The organism is Shewanella aestuarii (assembly GCF_011765625.1).
Taxonomy (GTDB): Bacteria; Pseudomonadota; Gammaproteobacteria; order Enterobacterales; family Shewanellaceae; genus Shewanella; species Shewanella aestuarii_A.
The window spans coordinates 2,941,650-2,961,622 of sequence record NZ_CP050313.1; the positions used below are offsets into that span (position 1 = coordinate 2,941,650).

General features: G+C 42.1%; 17 protein-coding genes, 1 tRNA gene and 1 pseudogene. 6 read left to right on the forward strand and 13 right to left on the reverse strand.

From position 1 onward, the window contains the following. Window positions 1-37: 37 nt before the first annotated feature. The 3 genes and pseudogenes from HBH39_RS12935 to folB form a co-directional block, all read right to left on the reverse strand. Window positions 38-837, reverse strand: a pseudogene (locus HBH39_RS12935) (undecaprenyl-diphosphate phosphatase). Window positions 838-863: 26 nt separating this feature from the next. Beyond that, on the reverse strand, window positions 864-1,364 hold the full coding sequence (gene folK / locus HBH39_RS12940; protein WP_167678919.1) for a 2-amino-4-hydroxy-6-hydroxymethyldihydropteridine diphosphokinase: 501 nt from the start codon (window positions 1,362-1,364) through the stop codon (window positions 864-866). 49 nt (window positions 1,365-1,413) lie between these two features. Then, window positions 1,414-1,767: a dihydroneopterin aldolase gene (gene folB, locus HBH39_RS12945; protein WP_167678920.1), complete on the reverse strand. Its 354-nt coding sequence runs from the start codon at window positions 1,765-1,767 to the stop codon at window positions 1,414-1,416. Between the two features lie 256 nt (window positions 1,768-2,023). Here folB and plsY point away from each other — a divergent pair, with 256 nt between their 5' ends. Next, complete coding sequence (gene plsY, locus HBH39_RS12950) at window positions 2,024-2,611, forward strand: glycerol-3-phosphate 1-O-acyltransferase PlsY (RefSeq protein ID WP_432280157.1); 588 nt, start codon at window positions 2,024-2,026, stop codon at window positions 2,609-2,611. Between the two features lie 39 nt (window positions 2,612-2,650). Here the strand turns inward: plsY and tsaD are convergent, their stop codons facing one another. Beyond that, window positions 2,651-3,667: a tRNA (adenosine(37)-N6)-threonylcarbamoyltransferase complex transferase subunit TsaD gene (tsaD, locus tag HBH39_RS12955; RefSeq protein WP_167678924.1), complete on the reverse strand. Its 1,017-nt coding sequence runs from the start codon at window positions 3,665-3,667 to the stop codon at window positions 2,651-2,653. 293 nt (window positions 3,668-3,960) lie between these two features. Here tsaD and rpsU point away from each other — a divergent pair, with 293 nt between their 5' ends. The 5 genes from rpsU (at window position 3,961) to HBH39_RS12980 (ending at window position 8,692) form a co-directional block, all read left to right on the forward strand. Continuing rightward, window positions 3,961-4,176, forward strand: coding sequence for a 30S ribosomal protein S21 (gene rpsU / locus HBH39_RS12960; RefSeq protein ID WP_006080725.1), 216 nt, complete (start codon window positions 3,961-3,963; stop codon window positions 4,174-4,176). A 7-nt stretch (window positions 4,177-4,183) separates the two neighbouring features. Next, window positions 4,184-4,627, forward strand: coding sequence for a GatB/YqeY domain-containing protein (locus HBH39_RS12965; RefSeq protein WP_167678926.1), 444 nt, complete (start codon window positions 4,184-4,186; stop codon window positions 4,625-4,627). A 90-nt stretch (window positions 4,628-4,717) separates the two neighbouring features. After that, entirely contained in the window at window positions 4,718-6,445 is a 1,728-nt protein-coding gene (dnaG, locus tag HBH39_RS12970) for a DNA primase (RefSeq protein WP_167678928.1), read from the forward strand. Between the two features lie 146 nt (window positions 6,446-6,591). After that, entirely contained in the window at window positions 6,592-8,433 is a 1,842-nt protein-coding gene (rpoD, locus tag HBH39_RS12975; RefSeq protein ID WP_208764160.1) for an RNA polymerase sigma factor RpoD, read from the forward strand. A gap of 183 nt (window positions 8,434-8,616) precedes the next feature. Continuing rightward, window positions 8,617-8,692 (forward strand) — tRNA-Ile (locus HBH39_RS12980). Window positions 8,693-8,989: 297 nt separating this feature from the next. Here the strand turns inward: HBH39_RS12980 and HBH39_RS12985 are convergent. The 9 genes from HBH39_RS12985 to potA form a co-directional block, all read right to left on the reverse strand. Further along, on the reverse strand, window positions 8,990-9,718 hold the full coding sequence (locus HBH39_RS12985; protein ID WP_167680080.1) for a DUF599 domain-containing protein: 729 nt from the start codon (window positions 9,716-9,718) through the stop codon (window positions 8,990-8,992). Between the two features lie 60 nt (window positions 9,719-9,778). Beyond that, window positions 9,779-10,453: an RluA family pseudouridine synthase gene (locus HBH39_RS12990; protein WP_167678932.1), complete on the reverse strand. Its 675-nt coding sequence runs from the start codon at window positions 10,451-10,453 to the stop codon at window positions 9,779-9,781. Window positions 10,454-10,547: 94 nt separating this feature from the next. Next, the gene (locus HBH39_RS12995; RefSeq protein ID WP_167678934.1) at window positions 10,548-12,665 is read right to left on the reverse strand and encodes a methyl-accepting chemotaxis protein; all 2,118 of its coding nucleotides are present in this window, start codon (window positions 12,663-12,665) and stop codon (window positions 10,548-10,550) included. Window positions 12,666-12,767: 102 nt separating this feature from the next. Further along, a complete protein-coding gene (gene gabT / locus HBH39_RS13000; protein ID WP_167678936.1) occupies window positions 12,768-14,045 on the reverse strand; it encodes a 4-aminobutyrate--2-oxoglutarate transaminase in 1,278 nt (425 codons plus the stop codon). Between the two features lie 24 nt (window positions 14,046-14,069). Beyond that, the gene (gene gabD / locus HBH39_RS13005; RefSeq protein ID WP_167678938.1) at window positions 14,070-15,518 is read right to left on the reverse strand and encodes an NADP-dependent succinate-semialdehyde dehydrogenase; all 1,449 of its coding nucleotides are present in this window, start codon (window positions 15,516-15,518) and stop codon (window positions 14,070-14,072) included. Between the two features lie 23 nt (window positions 15,519-15,541). Further along, a complete protein-coding gene (locus tag HBH39_RS13010; RefSeq protein ID WP_167678940.1) occupies window positions 15,542-16,828 on the reverse strand; it encodes an NAD(P)/FAD-dependent oxidoreductase in 1,287 nt (428 codons plus the stop codon). Between the two features lie 204 nt (window positions 16,829-17,032). After that, window positions 17,033-17,854, reverse strand: coding sequence for an ABC transporter permease subunit (locus HBH39_RS13015; protein WP_167678942.1), 822 nt, complete (start codon window positions 17,852-17,854; stop codon window positions 17,033-17,035). Further along, complete coding sequence (locus tag HBH39_RS13020) at window positions 17,851-18,750, reverse strand: ABC transporter permease subunit (protein ID WP_167678944.1); 900 nt, start codon at window positions 18,748-18,750, stop codon at window positions 17,851-17,853. Before HBH39_RS13020 ends, HBH39_RS13015 begins: the two co-directional genes overlap by 4 nt. Continuing rightward, window positions 18,747-19,883, reverse strand: coding sequence for a polyamine ABC transporter ATP-binding protein (gene potA, locus HBH39_RS13025; protein WP_167678946.1), 1,137 nt, complete (start codon window positions 19,881-19,883; stop codon window positions 18,747-18,749). The genes HBH39_RS13020 and potA overlap by 4 nt, the downstream gene beginning before the upstream one ends. Window positions 19,884-19,973 lie beyond the last annotated feature (90 nt).

The following is a 19,973-nucleotide window of genomic DNA, read 5'->3' on the forward strand; positions in this document are numbered from 1 at the left end:
AAACCAGATTTCTATAGGTTAAATCATGCAGTTTTAATTATAGAAAAATAAATCCACAAAGCACGGCACCCAAGGTCAAACGATATAACACAAACGGGGTCATCCCCATGCGACTAATCAATTTTAAGAAAAAGAAAATACAGGTATAAGCGGCCACAAAACTCACTATAACCCCAATCCCATGGCGTGATAATCAATCACCTCTTCGCCAGAAATAATGTCTTTACCCATCAATAACGCTGCACCAGCAATAACAGGAATAGACATCAAAAATGAAAATCGAGCTGCGGCCTCTCGATTTAACCCCAACATTAATGCCGCCGTAATGGTAATGCCGGAACGTGAAGTACCAGGAATAAGCGCTAACGCTTGAGCAAAGCCAATCATCAACGCTTTACGCCAACCCGTTTGATATTCAGTTAATTCGTTTCGTGACATTTTGTCACCAACCCAAAGTAAAAGACCAAAAATAACTGTGGTAATAGCAATTACACCGGGGCCACGCAGGTGTGTCTCAACGATACCTTTAAACGCAAATCCCAACACCACAGCTGGTATCGTAGCCAATATAATCCACCAAGCTAGCTTACTATTTTCAGTATGCTGACCTTTAAACATACTGTTAATCCACGCGATAAACATTTCAGCTATTTCATTGCGAAAATAGATAATTACAGCCAACAAAGAGCCAATATGCACGGCTACATCAAATGATAAACCTTGATCTTCCCACCCTAATAACTGCGCAGGTAAAATCAAATGTGCCGAACTTGAAATAGGTAAAAACTCAGTTAATCCTTGGATCAAGGCGAGTAAAATAACCTGAATGGTGTCCATAAAAATCCTTCGTTATAGATATAAAATTAAAATAATTGTTCTGGGAAGCAAAATTCTATCGGCCAAATTTTTTGCTGGGTTTTATCGTATTGCAGCCATAGTGATTGATAACTTTTATTGACCAAGGGATGAGTAAGCTGCGGCGCTAATTCTGCTAGCGGCCATAGCACAAAAGCGTTATAGAGGATTTCACCTCGAGGTAACTCGACTGGAAATTCGATAATTTGATCATCATAAAGCAAAAGGTCAATATCTAGGCTGCGTGGGCTGAACTTCTTTTCACCACGTATCCGCCCATTGTCTTGTTCTATCATTTTAAATGTTGCAACAACATCACTAATAGATAACTCAGTATCGGCACTGGCGACCATATTTAAAAAATTTGTACCTTGAAACCCCACTGACTCACTTTCAAAAACTCTTGATAACTCAAGCTTGCCAAAGTGTTGTTGTAAGTCCAACAAACCCGCTTTAAGATGCTGTTCAGGTTCAATATTTGTCCCTAAACTGATGTAAATCTTTGCCATTGAATATATTAATCCACTTTTAAACAGGTATTTTCATTAGGTACTAGACTTAAATATGCCCACGTTCGATTTCAACGCCGACAGAACTAGCGTGTGGCACAGCACCGGGCTTCATTACGACCACTTTAACCCATTGCACATTAAATTCATTTTGCAAACAGCTAGCCACCATTTCAGCCACGGTTTCAATTAATTCGATTGGCTTTTCTGTTATCAGAGCAGATAATCGGTTCGAAACGGTTTCATAGCAAAGTGCGTGTTGATAATCATCTGTGGCAGCGGCAAGTCGGTTATCCCAGGCCATATCTAAATCGATCAATAAAGTTTGATGGATCTTTTTTTCCCACTCATAGATACCTATCACTGTCTCTACTTTTAACTGGCGAATAAGTACTTTATCCACAAAAACCTCCTTCTAAAACTTGCAGCACGCCATAAATTGTATAAAAACGGAAATATAATCACCGTTTAGCCTTTTTCCTGCGAGCGTAAAGCAGTAGGATAAGTCAATTTGAAACCTAAGTGATAAAATCAAATCATAACGAAAGAACTGATTTCAGTTTATTTTTGATATGAGTAACCACGCATAAAAAAATTATGCGAGATAATACCCTAAGACGAGTAAGGAAACCAATTTGAACACCATTGCACTCACGATTATGATGATAATTCTGGCTTATTTAGCTGGTTCTATCTCCAGTGCGATATTGGTTTGCAAAATGCGGGGGCTACCAGATCCAAGAGAGAATGGCTCTGGAAACCCAGGAGCCACAAACGTATTGCGAATTGGTGGTGTAAGCTCTGCGGTATTGGTATTGTTTTTTGATATGCTAAAAGGCGCTTTGCCTTCTTATTTAAGCTACTTAATGGGAATGGATGCGGCTTCACTTGGATTTATTGCCGTAGCAGCCTGCTTGGGGCACATATATCCAATATTTTTCCAATTTAAAGGGGGTAAAGGTGTTGCCACTGCATTTGGTGCAATGGCCCCTATTGGGCATGATCTAGCTTTGTGTTTGATAGCAACATGGATAGTATTAGTGCTACTTACTCGTTACTCTTCGGTTGCGGCAATGGCAACGGCATTTTTAGCCCCATTTTACACCTTATGGTTAGACGAGCGCTTTGTATTACCTGTCGCAATGCTATCGACTATTATTATTATCAGACATAAAGACAACATCGAAAGGCTGCGCATCGGCGAAGAATCAAAGGTATCTCGTAAAAAACGCAACAAAAAAGCTTAACCGCGAAGTTAAGCTTTTTTATCAATTCAAAACCCAGTGTTAATCAACCGCAGGCAAGGTATCTAAAGGCCAACGCGGCTGACCTTTAACGGCTAAATCTTCAACTTGGCCAGCCTTCAAACGCTGCATACCAGCATAAGCTATCATCGCCCCATTATCAGTGCAAAACTCACCACGAGGGTAATAAACCTTACCGCCAAGCTTGTGCATCATGTCGGCCAAAGACTCACGCAGTCGTGTATTAGCACTAACTCCACCTGCAATAACCAAGCGCTTGTAGCCTGTTTGCTTTAGCGCTCGCTTACATTTAATTGCAAGAGTATCAACTACCGCCTCTTCAAAGGCTCTGGCAATGTTGGCACGAGTCTGCTCATCGTCTGGTTCTGCTGCAATCGTATTGGCAGCAAAGGTTTTTAAACCTGAAAAACTAAAATCTAACCCTGGACGATCTGTCATCGGGCGTGGAAAGTGATACCCCGCATCAAAGCCCTTAGCGGCAAGCTTGGCTAAACGTGGGCCACCTGGGTAATCAAGCCCCATCAATTTAGCTGTTTTATCAAACGCCTCACCTGCGGCATCATCAACAGACTCACCTAATACTTCGTACTGACCAATGCCATCTACCTTAACCAGCATAGAATGGCCACCTGACACTAACAGAGCTACAAAAGGAAACTCAGGCGCATCATCTTCAAGCATTGGTGCAAGTAAATGGCCTTCCATGTGGTGCACACCAACGGCTGGTTTACCCCAAGCATAGGCCAAAGAACGCCCAACACAGGCTCCCACTAATAGCGCGCCAATTAATCCAGGACCTTTAGTATATGCAACACCATCAATATCATTAAGGGTTGAATTTGCTTGCGATAATGCTTGTTTAATTAACGGGACAATTTTGCGGACATGATCACGAGATGCCAGCTCAGGCACAACACCACCGTAATCAGCATGCAACTTTACTTGGCTATATAATACGTGCGACAACAACCCTTGTTGCTCATCATAAACGGCAATGCCGGTTTCATCACATGAAGTTTCTATACCAATAATGCGCATAATGTCTCAATTCCAGTAAAATAAGGCGGCTAATTCTAGCTGTTGACGCTATTTTTCTCCAGATAAAATCACCTAAAACCATTCTCAGAGACAAAACAAGGATAACTAACAAAGCTTCACCATAGCCTCACGTCGATGAGAAACTCAGACTTATCTGAACTAAGGGTTTACAAATACCTTCTGCTCGGTGTAAAATTCCGCACCATTTTAATTAGCCTTTGGCTATTTATGGGTTTAAGTTTCGACTTAAAACATTAATAACCAACTCAACTACACCTAAGGGGTGATGGCGTATGCCAATTATTAAAGTACGTGAAAACGAACCATTCGACGTAGCTCTTCGTCGTTTCAAGCGCTCTTGTGAAAAAGCTGGTATCTTAGCTGATGTACGTGCTCGTGAATTTTACGAGAAGCCAACTACTGCTCGTAAGCGCGCAAAAGCTGCTGCAGTTAAACGTCTAGCTAAGAAGCTTTCTCGCGAAAACGCACGTCGCGTACGTTTATACTAATCTCATTATGAGCCTAGTCGATAAGCTAAAAGACCAAATGAAAGAAGCTATGCGTGCCAAAGAAAAGGTACGCTTAGGCACTATTCGTATGGCACTTTCCGCCATCAAACAAGTCGAAGTGGATACCCGCGAGACGGTAACTGATGAACAAGCGATAGCTATCTTAACCAAAATGGTCAAGCAACGTCGTGATTCAATTGCTCAATATGAAGCAGCGAATCGCCCTGAGCTTGCGCAGGCTGAGGCGGAAGAAGTTCAAGTAATTGAAACTTTCTTGCCAACACCATTAACTGAAGACGAAATTGCAGCGATTATCGATGCAACAATTGTTAAAGTTGGTGCTGCATCCATGGCGGATATGGGCAAAGTAATGGGAGCATTAAAATCTGAAGTTCAAGGTCGTGCAGATATGAGCGCTATTGGTGCTTTAATCCGTGCAAAATTGAAGTAACAAGATTTTAATGTTGAATAAGCCGTGCACTCGCACGGCTTGTTTGTTTAAACTAATTGATAAAGTGAATTCGAGAAAATATAGCAATCAATGGCGATCCCTCGTGATTTTATCAATGAGCTTATAGCTCGCACAGACATTGTCGATCTAATTGATCGCAAAGTTCCTTTGAAAAAAGCCGGAAAAAATCATTCGGCATGCTGTCCTTTTCATAGCGAAAAATCGCCTTCTTTTACCGTCAGCAGAGACAAACAATTTTACCATTGCTTCGGCTGCGGTGCGCATGGCAACGCCATTGATTTTGTCATGGAGTATGACCGTCTCGAATTTGTTGATGCCATTGAAGAGCTTGCAGGCCAGCTTGGCTTAGATGTTCCTCGTGAACAAGGTAATGGCAAGCGTCCAGACCAAGGGTTAAGTCGCGATTTATACCAATTGATGGAAGAAGCAAATCTTTTCTATCAGAGCCAATTACGCCAACACCAAGAAAAACAAAAAGTAATTGATTATCTCAACTTTCGTGGTTTATCAGATGAAGTAATAAAGCATTTTGGAATTGGGTTTGCACCCGATGGCTGGGACGGATTATTAGGCCGCTACCGCCAAAACCAAGCTGCTCAAGATAAGCTATTAACCGCCGGCATGTTGATTGAAAATGACAGCGGCAAACGTTATGACCGATTTCGCGATAGGCTAATGTTTCCTATTCGTGATCGACGAGGTCGAGTTATTGGTTTTGGAGGAAGAGTTTTAGGTGATGGCACACCAAAATACTTGAATTCTCCAGAAACGCCCATATTTCATAAGGGTAACGAGCTTTACGGCTTGTATGAATTAAAACAGCGCCACAGAGATCCCCAGCATGTACTGATTGTTGAAGGTTACATGGATGTGGTCGCTTTAGCGCAATTTGGCGTTGATTATGCTGTTGCCTCATTAGGTACATCAACCACAGCAGAACAATTTCAATTATTAGTCCGCAGTGCAAAAGAAGTTATCTGTTGCTACGATGGAGATAAAGCAGGTCGAGAAGCGGCTTGGCGTGCATTAGAAACTGCACTGCCCTTATTAAAGCCCGGCGATCACGTAAAATTTATGTTTTTACCTCAGGGAGAAGACCCTGACACTATGGTAAGAAAAATAGGTAAAGACGCATTTGAAGCATTAATGCAACAAGCAATGCTGTTACCTGAGTTTTTATTTGAAACATTAAGCAATACCTACGGAACAGACAAAGGCGCGCTTGCAAAACAAGCCATGGCGCTAATCGAAAAAGTCCAAGACAGCGTATTGCAAAATCTATTGTTAGAAAATTTATCCCATAAACTAGGGATGAATAGCAGCGATGATTTAAAGAAAAAATTAGGCTTTGCGACTAAAAAAGCACAGCCACTTAATGCAAAAGGTTTACAAGGTAGAGGGACGCCGCTGAGGCTTGCCATCGCCTTGCTTGTTCAGCAACCTAGTCTAGGCTATAAGCTAGAACCACAACCCGCATTAAGCGAAATTCAGATGGCTGGCATTGACTTGCTAACCCATTTGCTTGAAGTAACTCGAACTCAACAATTGAACAGCGCACAACTACTTGAACTGCATAGAGAGCATGAACAAAAGAGCACTCTAATTAAGTTAGCCCAATGGGATCATCAAGTGGCGGATGAAAATGTGTTGACCGAGTTTAAACAATCCCTGATATGGTTGTCTAACCGATATATAGAACAACGCTATCAGGAACTTAGTCTAAAGAAGACGTTAACAAAAGCTGAAAAAATGCAGCTTATTAAGCTGATTTCATTAATGAAAGGTATTGGTGAATAACGTAAATTTTATCTAAAAATTGCGTTTAAACAATATCATGGACTAGCGAATAATAGTCCACACAGCTATAATTGACGATTTGCGCGACACTCAGCTTAGCTAAGTGTCCCTTCGTTATTTCAGTTACCCAAAATTGGATGATATCTATGGATCACACTCCGCAGTCGCAACTCAAACTGTTGCTCGCTAAAGGTAAAGAGCAAGGTTATCTAACCTATGCAGAAGTGAACGACCACTTACCTGCAGACATGGTCGATTCAGACCAGATTGAAGATATTATCCAGATGATAAATGACATGGGTATCCGCGTGTTTGAAGAAGCGCCGGATGCTGATGACATGATGATGTCGGAAGACAACACAGACGAAGATGCGGCTGAAGAAGCAGCTGCCGCTCTTGCTACTGTTGAAAGTGAGCTTGGTCGCACAACTGACCCAGTACGTATGTACATGCGTGAGATGGGTACAGTTGAACTTTTAACTCGCGAAGGCGAAATTGTCATTGCTAAACGCATTGAAGAAGGTATTAACACTGTTCAATCTTCAGTAAGTGAATACCCACAAGCTATCGCAATGATCTTAGAGCAATTCGACCAGTATGAAGCTGACGAAATACGCTTGTCTGATATTATCTCTGGATTTGTCAACCCTGACGAAGAAGATGTAGCGCCCACCGCCACTCACATCGGTTCCGAATTATCTGATGAAGAATTAGATGACGAAGACGATGATGATGATGACGATGATGACGTTAGTGATGAAGATGAAGGGCCAAAAGGTCCTGATCCTGAAGAAGCTAAAGAAAAGTTCACACAATTACGTGAAGCTTATGAAAAAAGTCTAGCGATTATTGAACTAAAGGGGCGTGATCACCCTGAAGCTATCGGTTCATTGTTTGTTATTGGTGAGCTGTTTAAAGAATTCCGCTTAGTTCCTAAACAGTTTGACCGTTTAGTGAAAAACATGCGCAACATGATGGATCGTGTTCGTGTGCAAGAGCGCTTAATTCTTAAGTTAGCTGTTGAACAAGCAAAAATGCCGAAGAAAAATTTCGTTAAAGCATTTACTGGTAACGAAACCAGCCTTGATTGGTTCACCACAGAAATGAACAGCAACAAGCCATACGCAGAAGGCTTGCGTATGATTGAAGATGACATCGTTCGTTGCGTAGGTAAACTTGCAGCAATTGAGCAAGAAACCGATTTAACCATTGCAGGCATTAAAGACATCAACCGTCGTATGTCAATCGGTGAAGCTAAAGCTCGCCGTGCTAAAAAAGAAATGGTTGAGGCTAACTTACGTCTTGTGATCTCTATTGCTAAAAAGTACACCAACCGTGGCCTTCAATTCTTGGATTTAATCCAAGAAGGTAACATTGGCCTAATGAAAGCTGTAGATAAGTTTGAATATCGTCGTGGTTACAAGTTTTCAACTTATGCAACTTGGTGGATCCGTCAGGCAATCACTCGCTCGATTGCCGACCAGGCGCGCACGATTCGTATTCCAGTACACATGATCGAAACCATCAACAAGCTGAACCGTATTTCACGTCAAATGCTTCAAGAAATGGGCCGTGAGCCGTCTCCTGAAGAATTGGCAGAACGTATGATGATGCCTGAAGATAAGATCCGTAAGGTACTTAAAATTGCTAAAGAGCCAATCTCAATGGAAACCCCAATCGGTGACGATGAAGATTCGCATTTAGGTGATTTTATCGAGGATACCACCCTCGAGTTACCATTAGACTCAGCCACTAGCGAAAGTCTAAAGAACGCAACTCACGAAGTACTAGCAGGCTTAACTGCTCGTGAAGCTAAAGTATTACGTATGCGTTTCGGTATCGACATGAACACTGACCACACGTTAGAAGAAGTTGGCAAACAGTTTGACGTAACACGTGAACGTATTCGTCAAATTGAAGCGAAAGCGTTACGTAAATTACGCCACCCTTCTCGTTCAGAAATTTTAAAATCATTCTTAGACGAATAATTTTAAAAACACTTCAAAAAAAACCTGCTTTTGCAGGTTTTTTTATGCGCATAAATCGACAATTTGCTTAACAGATAACCAATTGAATCAAGATAAGTTAATTGATGCAAAAACACGGGTGACAAGCACCAATAAAGTTCGTATACTTTCACCCGCTTTCGATAGTGACGACTATCTTAAGTCGGCCCCTTAGCTCAGTTGGTTAGAGCACACGACTCATAATCGTTAGGTCCACGGTTCAAGTCCGTGAGGGCCACCAATTCTGATAAGGCGTAGCAAGTTAGTACTTGCTACGCCTTTTTCATTTCTGGTTGCTTTGGCGTTGTAATGGTAATTTGCACAGAACAATCAAGGATGATTTGATAGCAAGATCTTCGATGAGTTTAAGTGTTCAAATAAGGACATGGATAAAGCTCATTGGAATAACATGCCCGATCGGATCAGGCTGATACGAAAAAATTCCCTTATGTTAATAAAATATGATCCGGCCCCTCTGTAACAAAGGTGATGACCTTTTAATGCCATAAAAATCCCATTAGCCACCATAAGGCTAAACTTAAAGTTTATCGAGATTTATATAATTGGGATCTTTTTCTAAATGTGTTTGCGCTAATGTAATGGCTTGTACCGCCCGCGAGTTAAACTCTCGCTGATATAGGGTATATACCACAAATAAACTGGCCAAAATAAATGCCGATGGATGCAAAAACCAGCACAATGCCGCCATCGAAAAATAGTATGAGCGCAAACCATAATTGTATGAGTGAGCGGCTTGATCTTGCACTATCGCCATTTGTCTAGCATAAGCGAGTAAGTTTTTATCTTTACCACTTTTATCTAACGGCGCGGCGCCTATCATCACATTGACAAAACCATACTGGCGCATTGACCAAGTAAATTGAAAAAATGCCAATACAAAAATACCAGCAAGTAAAGCTAACTTAATTTGGACTAATCCATGATTTGGCGAGGCTGTATAGGGAATCGAGCCAATAACCAGCTCAAGCTTTTCAACCTGCGCGAATAACGTCAATACACCCGCAAGTACCAGTAGGGTTGTTGAAGCAAAAAAGGCAATATTACGTTCTAAATTTGCTAACAATGACGCTTCAGCAACTCTTACCTCCTTACCAATCACTTGCGACATCCAGTGGATACGTTGTTGATGCATAACCTTAGAAATACAATCTGTATTTCTTGCTTTTCGGCGTGAAAAGCTAGTATAGCCAACCCAACATCCAATAAATGTTACAAAAGCAAAAATGTCGAGCATAGAAATAGTCATCATTCACACCGCTAATTAATCAAAGTTTGATTACGTCTTACTCTGTTTTAGCGAAATAAACTAAAAAGGGCAAGGACAATCAATATGTTGTCGACTATTCGTTATTGGATGAGTAAAGCTTAACCTTGTGGCATGTAGCAGTAATCTTGATGCCATTTGCTGAGATTTAGAATTGGTATACAAGTCACACCCTAAAATCGGATGACCGATTTGCTGGCTGTGCAAGCGCAGTTGGTGGGTTCGGCCTGTTAACGGCACAAAACTCACTCGGGTTGTGGCAGAAGAAAAACGGTGTTCAGCAACTCGCCTTTCAATCACGGTAAACTGACTATGAGCCGCTTTGCCTGTTTGATGACAAATTTTCATGTAGGGAAAATTATCAATATCTTTGGCAATGGGTAAATCAATATCACCTTGATTATCATCAAGATCACCAAACAAGATGGCAGTATATGTTTTATCAATCATCCCCTGCTGAAATTGTTTAGTGAGTATGCCATTAGCTTGCTTGTTTAATGCCACCAACATAATGCCCGAGGTACCAAAATCTAATCGATGCAACAAGGTTGCACTGGGAAACATGTTAACTAATCTATGATGCACTGAATCAATATTAAGCGGATTTTTGCCAGACAAACTCAATAAACCCGACGGTTTGTTGATCAGTAAAATATCTTCATCTTGATAAAGCACTTCTATCTGCCCTAAACAAGGGGGAGCAATAAACTCGGACATGCAGCAACCTATAAAATAAAAAACTCGCTCTTTATTCAAAAGCGAGTTTTAAGATAACTAACTTTACCATATTCACAAGCTTAACAGCAGCCTGTTAGGTTCTTAAACGACCAAGTTGTTTATGCTGTAAACGGACTAACTCTGCCAGACTAGCACTGCTTTGCTCAGCCTCATCTGATAATTGTGCCAACTCAGCAGCGGAATCAGAAATACCGGTAATGTTACGGCTAACCTCTTCTGTGACTGCACTTTGCTCTTCTGCGGCAGTGGCAATATGCGTTACTTGACTTGATACCTCGTTAATTTGCTCAACAATGGCATTTAACGAGTTCAAAGCAAGCTCCGTTTGCTCAACTGCCATCACAGCACCTTGGGCACCTTTATCAATAATGCTTGACGCATTTTTTACTTCACTTTGTAGTGCATCAATTAACTTACTGATGTCATTGGTGGAACTTTGCGTTTTAGAGGCAAGCGCGCGCACTTCATCGGCGACAACAGCAAAGCCACGACCTTGTTCACCGGCTCTTGCTGCCTCAATGGCGGCATTGAGTGCTAACAAATTAGTTTGCTCTGCTATTGAGCTAATCACTTCTAAAATACGGCTAATATTGGAACTGCTTTGTTGCACCAAACCAACGGCATGCTGTGCTTGTTCAGACTCTGTTGACACGGTTTTAACTAATGCCATTGCCTGAGTTAAGCGTGACTCGCCATCTTTAACATTAACCGTCATTGAAGCGGTTTCTGCTGCCGTTTGCTCTGATGCTTTGGCGACTTCAAGTGCCGTTGCGCTCATTTGATTTACCGCCGTAACCACATTATCAATTTCACTGTATTGGCGATTAACACTGTCGCGAGTTAATCGCGCAATATCGGCTGACTTCTGGCTTTCTTTTTGTGAGCTATCAGCTAACTCTTTTAGCTCAGAAATTAACAATCTTAGCTTGGCAATAAACGAGTTAAAACCTCGTCCTAGCGCAATTAACTCTGCATGGGCCTCAACTTCAATCGACTGAGTTAAATCGCCTTCTGCACTAGCTAGATTTTCTACTCGGCTTTGGATCATATTAAGTGGCGCAACAATGCTGCGAATAACTAAGCCAATAATAATAACCGCAATCACAGTGACAACAATTCCTAAAATCAGTAGTAAACTACCTAAAGACATGGCCATTGCCGTCATTGCGCGGTTCATGTTATCGACAGCCATGAAAGCTTGTAATTTCGGGACTTCAATAATCAATGACCAATTACTGCCAGATAATGGTATTGCGATGGGATAAACAACATTAATGTAATCTTGCTCATCAACATTGCCGCCGCTTTTGTTTAACTGCAGCAATTTCGTTGCCAAAGCAGGCGACATGGATTCAGATAACGGCCGCGCTAACTTATTGTAATGGCTAGCTGCCACAACTAACCCTTTTGAGCTCACTAAGGTGACTTTGGCTTGACCTTGATAAAGGCTATCTGATAATTGCTTAATCATTTTTTGAAAAATAGGTAAGTTAACATCAACGCCCACTATGCCCTTAAATTGATTATTGACTAGTACAGGTACAGTTAAAGATGTCATTAAGGCATTATTACCTGGAGTAATTTCGTATAAATAAGGCTCCATTAAACACGGTTTTTTATTGTCTTTGGCACACAAGTACCACTCAGCTTCACGGATCCCAAACTCATTGAGAGTAGCGACGTATTTTTCATCTGCTTCATCGACTTGCTGTTGGGTAACCGTGCCGTTATCTTCACGCGTGTAATAAATTTCAAGGGTCCCCGAGTTCACCACACTGTGAGTAGCACCTTGTGTGTATTGCGCATCTAAACCATCATAACCATTGGCTTCAAACTGAGCATACATAGAGGATATTTGACTGTTTTTTTGCAATACGGAAGCAAGTGTGAGCTCGACTTTTTCTCGACTTAATGGCTCTGTTGCCGAGGTGTTTTCAATCATTCCCGCAAATGAAAATGGGATCCGATAGGCCTCATTGATAAAACCTGCAACCTGCTCACCATATTCGCCCGCCCTTGCCGATAGTTTGTCGTTTATCTCTTGTTTTAGTGCGGTTTCTATTTCAGTTGCTAATTGCGCATTCTTATCCGTAAGGCTCCACCAAAGACTTAATGACAAAGTCACCACGGTAGCAACAAACAATGCTGTTGTTATCCACAGTAACTTCGAGCGGATCGATAAGGTTTTCATTCATAACACTCCAACTTTTTTATTATTCAATAAGTGTAGTTAACATTTTGGATATTAAGATTTAAACTGAAAAAAATCCCACATTAAGTGGGATTTATTCGCTTAAGCGTTAAAAGCCGCCGCAAAGGATTGCTCCATGATGGCTAACCCAGCTTCTATCTGCTCATCGGGTGCCGTAAGCGGAACCAAGACTCGAATGACGTTGCCATAAGTGCCACATGACAGCAGAATTAAACCACGATCTCGAGCTTCGGCAAGTATTTTAGGGCAATACTGTGCAGCGGGTTTACCGTTTTCAATTAACTCAATGGCAATCATCGCACCTAAGCCACGCACTTCGGCGATTTGGGAAAACTTCGCCTGCATTTGGGTTAATGCTGTTTTTAGCTTAGCACCAACTTCATTTGCTCTAGTCAGAAGCTGCTCTTCTTCAAACACCTCAATAACGGCAAGTGCAGCTGCGCATGCAAGCGGGCTACCTCCATAGGTACCGCCTAATCCACCCGCTGTAATGGCATCCATAACCTCTGCTTTGCCTGTAATCCCTGATAAGGGGAACCCGCCTGCAATCGATTTTGCAAACGTTGTAATGTCTGCTGCAACACCCATTTGTTCCATGGCAAAAAAGGTACCGGTACGACCAGCTCCGGTTTGCACTTCATCCGCAATTAATACAATGCCATGCTCGTCACATAAAGCACGTAAGCGTTTCATAAAGCTAGGGGTTGCCGCATAGAAGCCACCTTCACCTTGTACTGGTTCTAAAATAATTGCAGCGATATCACTTGGCTCTGCATCGTTTTTAAAGATACGCTCAATTGATGCCATAGCATCATCTTCAGACACGCCATGTAGTTCACAAGGAAACTCGGCGCGAAATACATTCGCCGCCATTAAGCCCATGCCTTTGCTATATGGAGCCACTTTACCCGTTAAGGCTAAAGCCGCCATCGTCCGGCCATGATATCCAGAGGTAAACGCTATAACGCCCGCTCGTTTAGTATAGGCGCGAGCTACTTTAACAGCATTTTCAACCGCTTCAGAACCACTGGTAAACAAAGCGGTTTTTTTAGCAAAGTCACCGGGAACTAATTGATTCAATTTTTCGCAGACTTGAATGTAGCTTTCATACCCTAACACCATGAAGCATGTATGCGAAAATGCTTCTAACTGGGCAGCAACAGCCGCTTTTACTTTAGGGTGTAAATGTCCGGTGTTAAGCACTGCAATACCACCTGCAAAATCGATATATTCACGACCTTCAACATCCCAAACGGTCGAGTTTTCTGCACGCTCAGTAAAAATAGGATGAATTTGCCCTACCCCTTGTGCAACTGCCGATTGACGACGTGCCATTAGTCCTTCATTTGTTTTACTCATTGCCAACGACTCCTTTAATGCGGACTAAACCGACATGCAGATGTATTTCATTTCGAGGTATTCCTCGATGCCAAATTTTGAACCTTCACGCCCAAGACCTGAAGATTTAATGCCACCAAATGGCGCAACTTCAGTTGAAATTAAACCAGTATTCACGCCTACCATGCCATATTCCAATGCTTCAGCAACTTTATAAACCAATGAAATGTCTCGGCCATAAAAATAGGCAGCTAAGCCAAACTCAGTATCATTAGCTTGTTTGATCACATCATCAATATTTTCAAACTTAAATACAGGTGCCAGTGGACCAAAGGTTTCTTCACGGGCAACTCGCATGGTTTTATCCACATCACGCAAAATGGTGGGTTCAAAGAAAAAACCACCTAATTGATGCGGCTTACCACCAACAACAATATTGGCGCCTTTTGCAACAGCATCATTTAAGTGACTTTGCACTTTAGCGACCGCATCAGCATTAATTAATGGCCCAATAGTAATGCCATCGTTTGCACCGTTACCGACAGTTAATTTAGCAACCGCCGCAGAAAACTTATTGACAAAGGCATCATAGACTCCTGCTTGCACGTAAATTCGGTTAGCACAAACACAGGTTTGGCCGGCATTGCGGTATTTAGCAATCATCGCCCCATCAACAGCAGCGTCTAAATCGGCATCATCAAACACAATAAATGGCGCATTACCACCTAACTCTAATGACAACTTCTTCAGTGTTGGCGCGCATTGTGCCATCAACTTAATACCCACATTGGTTGAGCCGGTAAAAGATAATTTACGCACAATAGGGCTTTCACAAAGGGTATTACCAATGGCAACCGCATCACCTGTTATCACGCTAAAGACCCCATCAGGAATACCAGCACGATGAGCAAGCTCAGCCAACGCCAGTGCTGTAAAAGGTGTTTGCGGCGCAGGTTTCACAACCATGGTGCATCCAGCAGCGAGTGCCGGTGCAGCTTTGCGGGTGATCATGGCAGCCGGAAAATTCCAAGGCGTAATAGCAGCGGTAACACCAACAGGCTGCTTAATCACAGTGATCCGCTTATCACCTTGATGACCTGGAATGGTATCACCATAAACTCGTTTAGCTTCTTCTGCGAACCATTCAATAAAAGAAGCCGCATAAACAACTTCACCTTTTGCCTCTGCTAATGGTTTCCCTTGCTCAGAGGTCATCATTAATGCTAAATCATCAGCATTTTCGTGTAGTAACTCAAACCAACGACGAAGTTTTACACTGCGCTCTTTTGCAGTTAACGCGCGCCATGCTGGTAACGCCTTGTTAGCCGCGTCAATAGCAGCTTGGGTTTCTGCTGCGCCCATAACAGGTACATGACCTAATATTTCTTGTGTAGCAGGGTTGGCAATGGCAACCGCTTCACCACTGTTGGCGCTAAGCCATTTACCATCGATATAACATTGCTCGTGCAATAAACTCGGATCATTTAAAACCACAATGCTCTCCCTAACCTATGTTATTAAATACCTAATTTGTCTCGCATGGTGTAATACCACGCCCCTAATGCACTAAATGGCACGCGCAGAGCATGGCCACCCGGAAATGGGTAATGCGGTAAAGCAGCAAAAGCATCAAATCGAGTCGCTTGGCCATTCAGCATTTCAGCAATTAATTTACCCGCTAAGTGGGTATAAGTAACACCATGACCACTGCAACCTTGAGAATAATAAATATTATGCCCAATACGGCCAACTTGCGGTAAGCGTGACAGGGTCATTAAAAAGTTTCCTGTCCAAGCATAGTCAATTTTGATCCCTTTTAATTGTGGGAAAGTTTGTAACAATTTGGGCTCAATTAACGCTTTGACGTTAGCAGGATCCCGTGCGCCATAAACTACGCCGCCACCAAAAATAAGCCGCTTGTCACCGGATAATCGGTAGTAATCGAGTAAATAATTACAATCTTCAACACAATAATCTTGCGGCAAAATACTGGCGGCCATCTCATCTGATAGCGGTTCGGTGGTGATCACTTGGGTGCCACACGGCATGGATTTAGCTTGAAGCTCAGGTAACAGCTTTCCTAAATAAGCGTTCCCCGCAACAACGACAAATTTACATTTCACTTGTCCATGAGCTGTATGAACCACGGGAGTTTCACCATCGTCAACTTTCACTACCGCTGAGTCTTCAAAAATCAAACCGCCAAGGGTCTCAATCGCCCGCGCTTCGCCTAGTGCCAAATTGAGTGGATGGATATGACCACCGCTTTTATCGAGCAAGCCACCAACATAGAGGTCGGTATCAACCACTTTTCGAATGGCATCTTGGTCGAGAATCTCTAATTGCTCATTGTGTCCATGGGCTTCCCATAAGGCTTTTTGGCTGTGTAAATGACCCATTTGTTTTTTGTTCATTGCGGCAAATACACCGCCATTTTTTAAGTCACAATCAATATTATATTTGGCAATACGCTCACGAATAATTCGCCCGCCTTCAAATGCCATTTGACCAAAAAGTTTAGCTTGGTCTTTGCCAACGACTTTTTCAATTGTGTCGATATCACGACTAAACGAATTAACGATTTGACCACCATTTCGACCCGATGCGCCCCAGCCAATTCTGGCAGCTTCAAGCACGACAACTTTCATGCCACTTTCTAATAAATGTAATCCAGCAGATAGTCCGGTATAACCCGCGCCTATAATACAAACATCTGTTTCAATTGAAGATTCTAAACGTGGGCGTTCAACCTTATCATTGGCTGAAGCGGCATAATACGAACTAGTATGAGATGTTGCGGGCATAGCACTTCCTTAATGTTCAAAGCTTAAAACAACTGATTTATCGTACACGCAAGCGATTTTAAACACTAGCATTTTCATTAAAATTTTTTACACTTTGTCTATTATATTAAACACAAATGCAACACAGATGTTTGACTAAAAAAATACCCCGCAGTGTTTTATCATTGCGGGGTATGTCAGTATCAAAAACAGTCAGCTTTTTGTTTAGTGAGCTTCCATGGCCGCTTTGGCTTTTTTCTCTGAACGGCGCACAAAGTACCAAGACAAGAATGCAACCAACGAAACCACCAAAATAATAATGGTTGCCAACGCATTAATCTTAGGCGAAACCCCTAAGCGAACCGAAGAGAACACCACCATAGGTAGCGTTGTGGATCCAGGACCTGAGGCAAAGCTAGCAATCACTAAGTCATCTAACGACAAACTAAATGATAACAACCAACCAGCCATTAACGCTGGCGATATCATAGGTACGGTAATCAAAAAGAAGGTTTTTAAGGGTGTTGCACCTAAATCCATTGCTGCTTCTTCAATGGATAAATCAAGCTCACGCAACCTTGATGACACTACAACGGCCACATATGCTGAACAGAAAGTAGAATGGGCAATCCACACGGTTAACATGCCTCGCTCAGCAGGCCAACCAAAGGTTTCTGCCATTTGTACAAACAGCAACAGTAGTGACAAACCGGTAATCACTTCTGGCATAACCAAAGGCGCAGTGATCATGTTTGATAAAGTTAACTTAGCCCACGAGCGACGAAAACGAGTCATCACAAAGGCGGCCATGGTGCCAATAATCACCGCCATGGTCGCACTGTAAAACGCGATGCGTAAACTCGTCCAAACTGCGTCAAGTATTTGTTGGTCTCTAAATAACTCACCGTACCATTTAGGTGAAAATCCACCCCACACTGTAACTAATTTCGATTCGTTAAATGAATAGATAACCAAAATTAGCATTGGCGCATACAAAAATAGCAAGCCAAACCACAGCATCACATTAGAGAAACTTAACTTCTTCATATCTCTTTCTCCATATGACGGGACTGATAACGATGGAACAAGGTAATAGGCACAATTAACAAGGCTAACATGACAACCGCAAGCGATGAGGCCACTGGCCAATCACGATTGTTAAAGAACTCTTGCCACAAGACTTTACCAATCATCAGTGAGTCTGGGCCACCTAACAGTTCAGGAATAACAAACTCACCCACGGCTGGAATAAAGACCAACATTGAACCGGCAACAACGCCACTCATTGATAAAGGGAAAGTAATTTTCCAGAAAGTATTGATACTTCTAGAGCCAAGATCGGATGCAGCTTCAACCAAACTAAAATCTAATTTCACTAAAGTGGCGTAAAGCGGCAAAATCATAAACGGTAAATAAGCATAAATAATACCGATATACACAGCGAAGTTAGTATTGAGCATTTGAATAGGTTCAGATATTACGCCTAACCACATCAAGGTATTATTAATTAAGCCTGTATTACTTAAAATCCCCATCCAGGCATAAACACGGATCAGAAATGATGTCCACGAGGGGAGCATTACAAGTAAAAGTAAGACAGCTTGAGTTCTAGCGGGTGCTCTGGCAATGGCATAAGCCATGGGGAACCCAAGAATTAAGCAACCTAAAGTGGCTATCAGAGCCATTTTTAGCGATGTCAAATAAGACATGTAGTACATTGAATCTTGCAGTAACAATAAATAGTTACCTAAATTCAAAAAGATACTTAGTGCCTCATCAACATAACTGAATGTTGGCTCGTAGGGCGGTATCGCAATCGCTGCAGTAGAAAAGCTTATCTTTAAGACTATGGCGAACGGAAGCGCAAAGAACATCAACAACCACACATAGGGCATACCTATGGTGAGATAGCGTCCTTTAAATAGTTTCAGTGGTTTCTTCATGAGTTTAATACTACCCCGCTAGAATCTTCCCAACTGATATACACTTCGTCTTCCCAAGTGGCATGATCAGCACGGCGCTCACGGTTAGTCATCGAGCATTGAACAATTTGATTGTTATCCAACTTAATGTAGTAAACCGATATGCCACCTAGATAAGCAATATCATGCACAATCCCGTGAGCCCAGTTATATTCACCTTCTGGTTTTTCACGGGTAATGATGGTTTTTTCAGGACGAACAGCTAAAAACACACGTTTGTTTTCTAAACTGGTAGAAATACCGTGACCAATATAAAAAGGCTGCTTTAGCGTGGGGGATTGAATAACAGCGTGATCCACTTCATCTTCAATGATATCACCTTCAAATAAATTCACCGTACCAATAAACTCTGCCACCATGCGACTATTTGGCGACTCATAAATGTCCATTGGGCTGCCTGTTTGTACAATCCACCCTTCATTCATAATTGAAATTCGGCCAGCCATGGTCATGGCTTCTTCTTGGTCATGGGTAACCATCACGCAGGTCACGCCTACGGCTTCTAAAATGTCCACCACTTCTAACTGCATTTGAGTTCGCAGCTTTTTGTCTAATGCGCCCATGGGCTCATCCAGTAACAATAACTTAGGACGTTTAGCCAAGGAGCGAGCTAACGCAACACGTTGACGTTGGCCGCCTGAAAGTTGATGCGGTTTACGCTTGCCATATTTTTCCATATGCACAAGTTTGAGCATTTCTTCAACGCGTTTGTTAATTTCATCTTTTGGCATCTTGTCTTGCTTTAGGCCAAAAGCGATATTTTGAGCAACCGTCATATGTGGAAATAACGCATACGACTGGAACATCATATTAATTGGACGTTCGTATGGAGGCATGTCGGTAATATCGACCCCATCAAGAAAAATACGTCCTTCTGATGGTTTTTCAAATCCGGCTAACATGCGTAATAAGGTTGATTTACCCGAACCAGAACCACCTAATAAGGCAAAAATTTCGCCACGATTGATAGTAAGAGACACGTTATCGACTGCGCGCACGTCGTCAAATAACTTACTTACACGATCAATTTTGACCAGTACTTCATCTTGCGTCTTTGTGGTTGGTTTATTGGTGACGCTAGAGGTGTTTACCATATGACTGCTCCGCCTTTTTGGAATAGGTGTCGCACAAAAAATTGACTTGCGCTAACCACCTTACTCGCAAAATAAGTAGCTAATTAGTTA

Bases quoted from the DNA above. Each gene is read 5' to 3' on its own strand.
- gabT (WP_167678936.1), bottom strand. From the start codon at position 14,045: ATGAGTAAAACAAATGAAGGACTAATGGCACGTCGTCAATCGGCAGTT.
- rpsU (WP_006080725.1), top strand. From the start codon at position 3,961: ATGCCAATTATTAAAGTACGTGAAAACGAACCATTCGACGTAGCTCTT.
- dnaG (WP_167678928.1), top strand. From the start codon at position 4,718: ATGGCGATCCCTCGTGATTTTATCAATGAGCTTATAGCTCGCACAGAC.
- HBH39_RS12985 (WP_167680080.1), bottom strand. From the start codon at position 9,718: ATGACTATTTCTATGCTCGACATTTTTGCTTTTGTAACATTTATTGGA.
- HBH39_RS12965 (WP_167678926.1), top strand. From the start codon at position 4,184: ATGAGCCTAGTCGATAAGCTAAAAGACCAAATGAAAGAAGCTATGCGT.
- HBH39_RS12995 (WP_167678934.1), bottom strand. From the start codon at position 12,665: ATGAAAACCTTATCGATCCGCTCGAAGTTACTGTGGATAACAACAGCA.
- plsY (WP_432280157.1), top strand. From the start codon at position 2,024: ATGATGATAATTCTGGCTTATTTAGCTGGTTCTATCTCCAGTGCGATA.
- HBH39_RS13010 (WP_167678940.1), bottom strand. From the start codon at position 16,828: ATGCCCGCAACATCTCATACTAGTTCGTATTATGCCGCTTCAGCCAAT.
- folK (WP_167678919.1), bottom strand. From the start codon at position 1,364: ATGGCAAAGATTTACATCAGTTTAGGGACAAATATTGAACCTGAACAG.
- potA (WP_167678946.1), bottom strand. From the start codon at position 19,883: ATGGTAAACACCTCTAGCGTCACCAATAAACCAACCACAAAGACGCAA.
- HBH39_RS12990 (WP_167678932.1), bottom strand. From the start codon at position 10,453: ATGTCCGAGTTTATTGCTCCCCCTTGTTTAGGGCAGATAGAAGTGCTT.
- HBH39_RS13020 (WP_167678944.1), bottom strand. From the start codon at position 18,750: ATGAAGAAACCACTGAAACTATTTAAAGGACGCTATCTCACCATAGGT.
- HBH39_RS13015 (WP_167678942.1), bottom strand. From the start codon at position 17,854: ATGAAGAAGTTAAGTTTCTCTAATGTGATGCTGTGGTTTGGCTTGCTA.
- tsaD (WP_167678924.1), bottom strand. From the start codon at position 3,667: ATGCGCATTATTGGTATAGAAACTTCATGTGATGAAACCGGCATTGCC.
- rpoD (WP_208764160.1), top strand. From the start codon at position 6,592: ATGGATCACACTCCGCAGTCGCAACTCAAACTGTTGCTCGCTAAAGGT.